At 52.2% G+C, this 8,123-nt stretch carries 8 protein-coding genes; 4 read left to right on the forward strand and 4 right to left on the reverse strand.

All coding sequences use genetic code 11. The features are described 5' to 3' along the window. The first annotated feature begins 789 nt into the window (after positions 1 to 789). Positions 790 to 1,662 (forward strand): hypothetical protein, encoded by an 873-nt coding sequence (locus tag GHO32_RS25695; RefSeq protein ID WP_153334582.1) that lies wholly within the window; start codon positions 790 to 792, stop codon positions 1,660 to 1,662. A 125-nt stretch (positions 1,663 to 1,787) separates the two neighbouring features. On the opposite strand, the gene GHO32_RS25690 is transcribed toward GHO32_RS25695, so the two are convergent. Then, complete coding sequence (locus GHO32_RS25690; RefSeq protein WP_153338423.1) at positions 1,788 to 2,069, reverse strand: hypothetical protein; 282 nt, start codon at positions 2,067 to 2,069, stop codon at positions 1,788 to 1,790. A 172-nt stretch (positions 2,070 to 2,241) separates the two neighbouring features. On the opposite strand from GHO32_RS25690, the gene mobQ (GHO32_RS25685) reads away from it, so the two are divergent. Both mobQ (GHO32_RS25685) and GHO32_RS25680 read left to right on the forward strand, forming a co-directional pair. Next, positions 2,242 to 3,351 (forward strand): MobQ family relaxase, encoded by a 1,110-nt coding sequence (gene mobQ / locus GHO32_RS25685; RefSeq protein ID WP_368668533.1) that lies wholly within the window; start codon positions 2,242 to 2,244, stop codon positions 3,349 to 3,351. A gap of 10 nt (positions 3,352 to 3,361) precedes the next feature. Continuing rightward, the gene (locus GHO32_RS25680; RefSeq protein WP_153338424.1) at positions 3,362 to 3,976 is read left to right on the forward strand and encodes a hypothetical protein; all 615 of its coding nucleotides are present in this window, start codon (positions 3,362 to 3,364) and stop codon (positions 3,974 to 3,976) included. A 171-nt stretch (positions 3,977 to 4,147) separates the two neighbouring features. Here GHO32_RS25680 and GHO32_RS25675 read toward each other — a convergent pair whose 3' ends face one another. Together GHO32_RS25675 and mobQ (GHO32_RS25670) are read right to left on the reverse strand one after the other, a co-directional pair. Next, positions 4,148 to 4,762, reverse strand: a complete 615-nt coding sequence (locus GHO32_RS25675) for a hypothetical protein (RefSeq protein WP_153338424.1) — start codon at positions 4,760 to 4,762, stop codon at positions 4,148 to 4,150. Positions 4,763 to 4,772: 10 nt separating this feature from the next. Continuing rightward, positions 4,773 to 5,882, reverse strand: coding sequence for a MobQ family relaxase (gene mobQ / locus GHO32_RS25670; protein WP_368668533.1), 1,110 nt, complete (start codon positions 5,880 to 5,882; stop codon positions 4,773 to 4,775). 172 nt (positions 5,883 to 6,054) lie between these two features. Here mobQ (GHO32_RS25670) and GHO32_RS25665 point away from each other — a divergent pair, with 172 nt between their 5' ends. Beyond that, a complete protein-coding gene (locus tag GHO32_RS25665) occupies positions 6,055 to 6,336 on the forward strand; it encodes a hypothetical protein (protein ID WP_153338423.1) in 282 nt (93 codons plus the stop codon). Positions 6,337 to 6,461: 125 nt separating this feature from the next. On the opposite strand, the gene GHO32_RS25660 is transcribed toward GHO32_RS25665, so the two are convergent. Continuing rightward, on the reverse strand, positions 6,462 to 7,334 hold the full coding sequence (locus tag GHO32_RS25660; protein ID WP_153334582.1) for a hypothetical protein: 873 nt from the start codon (positions 7,332 to 7,334) through the stop codon (positions 6,462 to 6,464). Between the last annotated feature and the right edge of the window lie 789 nt (positions 7,335 to 8,123).

Genomic DNA, 8,123 nt, shown 5'->3' on the forward strand with positions numbered 1-8,123 from the left:
GGCGGGGTTTCACGGGCTGGGTGGGTGCTCGAAACACCTCCAGCCTAGGTCTCGGGGAATTCTGCTTTGAACGGGCGGGATTCGAGACCTGGAAAGCCAATTCTGCGTGGGAAACCCCCCGCTGTAAAGCCTCCAGCCTCTTCCCGATACCTCCCCCCGACGCTTGGATACCATGATGCTTTGGGCTTGGGGGAGTACAGCTGCTGATCAAGGGATCTCTTCACAGCAGCCGGTATAGCCGGTTAGGTGCGACCCGAAAGGGCGAGAAGGCAACGGCAGGGCAGCGTAAAAACCCAACCACGGGCGCTGTCACTGTCTTAAAACCCACCAACCGCCAGACGCCGAAGAGGGCTAGGGGCTCGACTGTAAACAACCCCTGAAAGTCTGGAACGCCTGTTGGGAGTGGGAGTCGGGAGTGTTTATCCCTCTGAAATTTCCCCGCTGCGTGGAGCCATGCGAGAGGCTTTTTTTAAGGCCAATCGTAGGGGCTCCCACGCCAGTGGGAACCTCAACCGGCGCGCTAGCCAGCATCATCATGCCGCCCTGCGGCTCTAGCTGCGCGTCAGCCCGCCTTGTCCCTGCTCTTGCCCTTTAGGGTCATAACCCGCTCTGGATCTACTCCAGCGAGTGGGGGCCCCCCTTTAGGGGGTCGAGCTGGTGAGCGTAGCGAATGTTTTTGATCTCAGTGATCCTATGGATCAATTGCTCCTTGGAATCTACTATGCGGTAGGGTGACTCCGCCTTCATATCTGTCTTATCTAACTAACAAATATAATATTAAGGGATTACATGAAAAAAAATACCGGCACTGAATACGAAGCATTTGTTGGTGCTATTCAGCAAAGCTTAATCAACTCTGAAGTGAGTTCAAATCTTAAAAATATAAAAGTCGAGGTCAATAAAAAAATAGAAGATATCAATGGGATAGTTCGGCAGTTTGATGTCTATTGGGAATTCAATTTAGGCGGTTATGATTACAAAACAGTCATAGAATGTAAAGATTATGCTTCTCGAGTTAGTATCGAGAAAATTGATGCGCTTCTTGGTAAAACAAGTGACATTCCTGGCCTTAGGCTTATCTATGCAACAAGAACAGGCTATCAAATAGGTGCGCAGACAAAGGCAAATAAACACAAAATAGATCTTCTTATTGTAAGGGAAGGGTCAGATGAAGATTGGACTGCGCCAGATGGAACGCCATTAATAAAAACTATAAGCCTTAATATTAGTAGTATATCACCCCCTAGAATAACTTCATTTTCTCCAGGTGTTGATAAATCTTGGCTAGAATCCCAGCCTGGGCTGGATTTGGAGGGGATAGACCAAAAATTGGGTATGGCACTTAACGATGAAGTATTTATAGCTAATGAGGCAACAGGTAGTAGAATTTCACTTCATACACTAGCTGGCTTACTACCTGTTAAATTTCCAGGTATCACATATGGGAAAGGGGTGTACAGCGAGGATCTAAATGACTCATATTTAGAATATGAAGGTGGTGGTATAAGGTTAAAAATCAAAGGATACAAGCTTGCGTATGAGTACCACGAACCCGTAAATGTCATGTCAGTTATTGATTATTCTAAAGAGCTGCTTGGTATCGTTCAGAACTATTCGTCAGGAGATAAGAAAATGGTGTTTAGGGAAGGCATGGTAAAATAAGAATATACTGAAAAAACCCCTCTATTCTAGGGGTTTTATCGCCACTATTCTTGTCTGTGCATCTAATGATTTACTTTAATAACTGAATTTAGTTCTATATATTTTTCTATCTGACAAGGTAATTACTAGATTTTTGTAATTAGTCTTTTAAACTCATTAGAACCTTGGCCATCCTCACCTAGAACAGCCAGTCGCTCAGCTGGTCGTGTCAGAAAGTTATCCAGTAATGATAGTAGGGCTGCACGTTTTTCGGTTGACTGTGTTTGTTGATACAACACAGCCGCGCCGACCAAAACCTTGACCCTATCTTCTGCCTTCTTGGCTGTAGCTCGTTGTCGTGCTTCTGCCTGCTGAATCTTGGCTGTGAGTTGGTCACGTTTTCGTTTCAAATCGTCTAAATCAGCCATGTCTGTTCTGCCTTTGATGGTGTCGGTTGTTGTCATTCTACGCTAGAGTATTGGAGTGCACAGACCTACCCTGAAAGAAGAGAAGGGCGCACTTACGCAAACTACGTTTGCAGGCGGTCGGCGATGCCGACAAATCAAAAACAGATCACAAGCAAATCGAGAGTCAAAAACCGTGGCGCTCTACTCCGCATCCGTCAAACCCATCAGTCGTAGCAGTGGCCGTTCCGCCACTGCCGCCGCTGCGTATCGGAATGCAGAGCGAATCATCGACGAGCGTACCGGCGACATTCACGACTACACCCGCCGTTCCGGCGTGGATCACGTCGAGTCATTTGCTCCGGTCGGTATGGCTCCACAGTCAAGTTCTGAACTGTGGAACAAGGCCGAAGCCGCCGAGGTTCGCAAGAACGCTCGAGTGGCCCGGGAAGTGCTGGTCGCACTGCCTCACGAACTTGACCAGGTACAACGCCGAGAGCTGGCCAAGTCGATTGCCCAGGGCTTGGCTGATCGCTACGGCACAGCGGGAACGCTGGCCGTTCACCAGCCCGACCGAGAGGGCGACAACCGCAATCACCACGTCCATATCTTGATGACCACGCGCCGCCTTGATGCGTCGGGCCAGTTGGGCGAGAAGACCCGCGAACTGGACGACGTAAAGCGCGGCCCGCAAGAGGTGGAGTGGATACGGGCCATGATCGAGGGTCGAACCAACCAATCACTGGAGCGCGCCGGGCTTGAGGCGCGGGTGGATCGGCGTTCTTTGATTGAGCAGCGCGCCGCTGCGCTCGATGCCGGCGACATGGATCGAGCTGCGGAGCTGGATCGGCCGGCAACCCTTCATGAAGGCCCAAGGGTGACGCAGATCAGGCGCGAGTCGGCCCGTAAAGGCCGGGCGCCGTTGGGCGCTCTGGATCGAGCGGCGGCGAATGACCATACCCGCGAACTAATGATCGACCGGGCCGAGCTGGGCATGGTGTCGGCGCAGATTTTCAACTTTGAAAAAGCCCGTGCAGAGCGGGCTGCACGCGAACAAGTGGCCAAAACCGCCGCTGATGGAATGGCCGCTTTCAAGGCTCGCTTCCAGCAAAACCAAGACATCAACGCCCGTATTGATGCGGAGCGCGAGCGCATGGTCAACGAGCTGCACAGAGTTGCCCTGGAGCGCGCAGCACTCGAACGGCAAGAGCAGGCCAAAGCGGCCTTAAAGCGATTCGAAAAAGACCAGTTAAGCCACGATAAAGCCCCAAGCAAAGGCCGTGGCGGCCCTGACTTCGGCATGTAAGGGGAAGAATTTGAGCATCAGTGAGCAGGAGCTATTTGGCCTGATGGCAGTAGCCCAAGAGCAGCAGCAAGCTGTCAGTGAGGCACTGAAAAATCTAGAGGATCGACAGGTTGCACTGAATGCGGTCATAGCCCGAGCTGGTGCAGCTGTTGAAGAGATGAACAAAGCGGGGCACGCCTCGGCGCTTATCATCGAGAAGGCCACGCGGATCGCGGTTGAGAAGGCGGTTCAGGCCGCGCTAGCGGACGTCCAGCAGCAAACCCAGTCCACTCTGGGGGATTCTGTAAATCCCGCTGTGAAGGCGCTACAGGGCGTTACAGCGCGTGCTGAGAAGGCGGAAGAAAGCCTGCACCAAGCAGCAAGCTCGATCAGTTGGAAGTGGGCCGCTATTTGGGCTGCGACCAGTTGCGTGCTGCTGGCTTCCATCGTGGGGTTGTCCATGCTTCTGGTACCCAGCCCCAACGAAATCGGGGATCTGCGGGCCAATGCTGCCGCCCTAGAGGCCAAAGGTGGCAAGGTTAATCTGACCCTGTGCGGTCCTCAGAAACGACTTTGTGCCGAGATCGATACTAAGGCTGATGCTTGGGGCGAAAACAGCCAGTTTCGAATCCTCAAAGGCTACTGACGCGCTGCGCTTGTCGGCCCTTTCGATCCCATGCGGCTACGCCACACGGCCTCAAAATGGCTAACCAAACGGGCAAAGTATCCGATTCGGATACTTTGCCCGTTTGGTTAGCCATTTTGAGGCCGTGTGGCGTAGCCGCATGGGATCGAAAGGGCCGACAAGCGCAGCGCGTCAGTAGCCTTTGAGGATTCGAAACTGGCTGTTTTCGCCCCAAGCATCAGCCTTAGTATCGATCTCGGCACAAAGTCGTTTCTGAGGACCGCACAGGGTCAGATTAACCTTGCCACCTTTGGCCTCTAGGGCGGCAGCATTGGCCCGCAGATCCCCGATTTCGTTGGGGCTGGGTACCAGAAGCATGGACAACCCCACGATGGAAGCCAGCAGCACGCAACTGGTCGCAGCCCAAATAGCGGCCCACTTCCAACTGATCGAGCTTGCTGCTTGGTGCAGGCTTTCTTCCGCCTTCTCAGCACGCGCTGTAACGCCCTGTAGCGCCTTCACAGCGGGATTTACAGAATCCCCCAGAGTGGACTGGGTTTGCTGCTGGACGTCCGCTAGCGCGGCCTGAACCGCCTTCTCAACCGCGATCCGCGTGGCCTTCTCGATGATAAGCGCCGAGGCGTGCCCCGCTTTGTTCATCTCTTCAACAGCTGCACCAGCTCGGGCTATGACCGCATTCAGTGCAACCTGTCGATCCTCTAGATTTTTCAGTGCCTCACTGACAGCTTGCTGCTGCTCTTGGGCTACTGCCATCAGGCCAAATAGCTCCTGCTCACTGATGCTCAAATTCTTCCCCTTACATGCCGAAGTCAGGGCCGCCACGGCCTTTGCTTGGGGCTTTATCGTGGCTTAACTGGTCTTTTTCGAATCGCTTTAAGGCCGCTTTGGCCTGCTCTTGCCGTTCGAGTGCTGCGCGCTCCAGGGCAACTCTGTGCAGCTCGTTGACCATGCGCTCGCGCTCCGCATCAATACGGGCGTTGATGTCTTGGTTTTGCTGGAAGCGAGCCTTGAAAGCGGCCATTCCATCAGCGGCGGTTTTGGCCACTTGTTCGCGTGCAGCCCGCTCTGCACGGGCTTTTTCAAAGTTGAAAATCTGCGCCGACACCATGCCCAGCTCGGCCCGGTCGATCATTAGTTCGCGGGTATGGTCATTCGCCGCCGCTCGATCCAGAGCGCCCAACGGCGCCCGGCCTTTACGGGCCGACTCGCGCCTGATCTGCGTCACCCTTGGGCCTTCATGAAGGGTTGCCGGCCGATCCAGCTCCGCAGCTCGATCCATGTCGCCGGCATCGAGCGCAGCGGCGCGCTGCTCAATCAAAGAACGCCGATCCACCCGCGCCTCAAGCCCGGCGCGCTCCAGTGATTGGTTGGTTCGACCCTCGATCATGGCCCGTATCCACTCCACCTCTTGCGGGCCGCGCTTTACGTCGTCCAGTTCGCGGGTCTTCTCGCCCAACTGGCCCGACGCATCAAGGCGGCGCGTGGTCATCAAGATATGGACGTGGTGATTGCGGTTGTCGCCCTCTCGGTCGGGCTGGTGAACGGCCAGCGTTCCCGCTGTGCCGTAGCGATCAGCCAAGCCCTGGGCAATCGACTTGGCCAGCTCTCGGCGTTGTACCTGGTCAAGTTCGTGAGGCAGTGCGACCAGCACTTCCCGGGCCACTCGAGCGTTCTTGCGAACCTCGGCGGCTTCGGCCTTGTTCCACAGTTCAGAACTTGACTGTGGAGCCATACCGACCGGAGCAAATGACTCGACGTGATCCACGCCGGAACGGCGGGTGTAGTCGTGAATGTCGCCGGTACGCTCGTCGATGATTCGCTCTGCATTCCGATACGCAGCGGCGGCAGTGGCGGAACGGCCACTGCTACGACTGATGGGTTTGACGGATGCGGAGTAGAGCGCCACGGTTTTTGACTCTCGATTTGCTTGTGATCTGTTTTTGATTTGTCGGCATCGCCGACCGCCTGCAAACGTAGTTTGCGTAAGTGCGCCCTTCTCTTCTTTCAGGGTAGGTCTGTGCACTCCAATACTCTAGCGTAGAATGACAACAACCGACACCATCAAAGGCAGAACAGACATGGCTGATTTAGACGATTTGAAACGAAAACGTGACCAACTCACAGCCAAGATTCAGCAGGCAGAAGCACGACAACGAGCTACAGCCAAGAAGGCAGAAGATAGGGTCAAGGTTTTGGTCGGCGCGGCTGTGTTGTATCAACAAACACAGTCAACCGAAAAACGTGCAGCCCTACTATCATTACTGGATAACTTTCTGACACGACCAGCTGAGCGACTGGCTGTTCTAGGTGAGGATGGCCAAGGTTCTAATGAGTTTAAAAGACTAATTACAAAAATCTAGTAATTACCTTGTCAGATAGAAAAATATATAGAACTAAATTCAGTTATTAAAGTAAATCATTAGATGCACAGACAAGAATAGTGGCGATAAAACCCCTAGAATAGAGGGGTTTTTTCAGTATATTCTTATTTTACCATGCCTTCCCTAAACACCATTTTCTTATCTCCTGACGAATAGTTCTGAACGATACCAAGCAGCTCTTTAGAATAATCAATAACTGACATGACATTTACGGGTTCGTGGTACTCATACGCAAGCTTGTATCCTTTGATTTTTAACCTTATACCACCACCTTCATATTCTAAATATGAGTCATTTAGATCCTCGCTGTACACCCCTTTCCCATATGTGATACCTGGAAATTTAACAGGTAGTAAGCCAGCTAGTGTATGAAGTGAAATTCTACTACCTGTTGCCTCATTAGCTATAAATACTTCATCGTTAAGTGCCATACCCAATTTTTGGTCTATCCCCTCCAAATCCAGCCCAGGCTGGGATTCTAGCCAAGATTTATCAACACCTGGAGAAAATGAAGTTATTCTAGGGGGTGATATACTACTAATATTAAGGCTTATAGTTTTTATTAATGGCGTTCCATCTGGCGCAGTCCAATCTTCATCTGACCCTTCCCTTACAATAAGAAGATCTATTTTGTGTTTATTTGCCTTTGTCTGCGCACCTATTTGATAGCCTGTTCTTGTTGCATAGATAAGCCTAAGGCCAGGAATGTCACTTGTTTTACCAAGAAGCGCATCAATTTTCTCGATACTAACTCGAGAAGCATAATCTTTACATTCTATGACTGTTTTGTAATCATAACCGCCTAAATTGAATTCCCAATAGACATCAAACTGCCGAACTATCCCATTGATATCTTCTATTTTTTTATTGACCTCGACTTTTATATTTTTAAGATTTGAACTCACTTCAGAGTTGATTAAGCTTTGCTGAATAGCACCAACAAATGCTTCGTATTCAGTGCCGGTATTTTTTTTCATGTAATCCCTTAATATTATATTTGTTAGTTAGATAAGACAGATATGAAGGCGGAGTCACCCTACCGCATAGTAGATTCCAAGGAGCAATTGATCCATAGGATCACTGAGATCAAAAACATTCGCTACGCTCACCAGCTCGACCCCCTAAAGGGGGGCCCCCACTCGCTGGAGTAGATCCAGAGCGGGTTATGACCCTAAAGGGCAAGAGCAGGGACAAGGCGGGCTGACGCGCAGCTAGAGCCGCAGGGCGGCATGATGATGCTGGCTAGCGCGCCGGTTGAGGTTCCCACTGGCGTGGGAGCCCCTACGATTGGCCTTAAAAAAAGCCTCTCGCATGGCTCCACGCAGCGGGGAAATTTCAGAGGGATAAACACTCCCGACTCCCACTCCCAACAGGCGTTCCAGACTTTCAGGGGTTGTTTACAGTCGAGCCCCTAGCCCTCTTCGGCGTCTGGCGGTTGGTGGGTTTTAAGACAGTGACAGCGCCCGTGGTTGGGTTTTTACGCTGCCCTGCCGTTGCCTTCTCGCCCTTTCGGGTCGCACCTAACCGGCTATACCGGCTGCTGTGAAGAGATCCCTTGATCAGCAGCTGTACTCCCCCAAGCCCAAAGCATCATGGTATCCAAGCGTCGGGGGGAGGTATCGGGAAGAGGCTGGAGGCTTTACAGCGGGGGGTTTCCCACGCAGAATTGGCTTTCCAGGTCTCGAATCCCGCCCGTTCAAAGCAGAATTCCCCGAGACCTAGGCTGGAGGTGTTTCGAGCACCCACCCAGCCCGTGAAACCCCGCC

This window comes from Pseudomonas sp. FSL R10-2189, assembly GCF_009600325.1.
Taxonomy (GTDB): Bacteria; Pseudomonadota; Gammaproteobacteria; order Pseudomonadales; family Pseudomonadaceae; genus Aquipseudomonas; species Aquipseudomonas helleri.

Coding starts and splice junctions, on each gene's coding strand:
- GHO32_RS25695 (WP_153334582.1), top strand. CDS start 790: ATGAAAAAAAATACCGGCACTGAATACGAAGCATTTGTTGGTGCTATT.
- GHO32_RS25690 (WP_153338423.1), bottom strand. CDS start 2,069: ATGGCTGATTTAGACGATTTGAAACGAAAACGTGACCAACTCACAGCC.
- GHO32_RS25665 (WP_153338423.1), top strand. CDS start 6,055: ATGGCTGATTTAGACGATTTGAAACGAAAACGTGACCAACTCACAGCC.
- GHO32_RS25660 (WP_153334582.1), bottom strand. CDS start 7,334: ATGAAAAAAAATACCGGCACTGAATACGAAGCATTTGTTGGTGCTATT.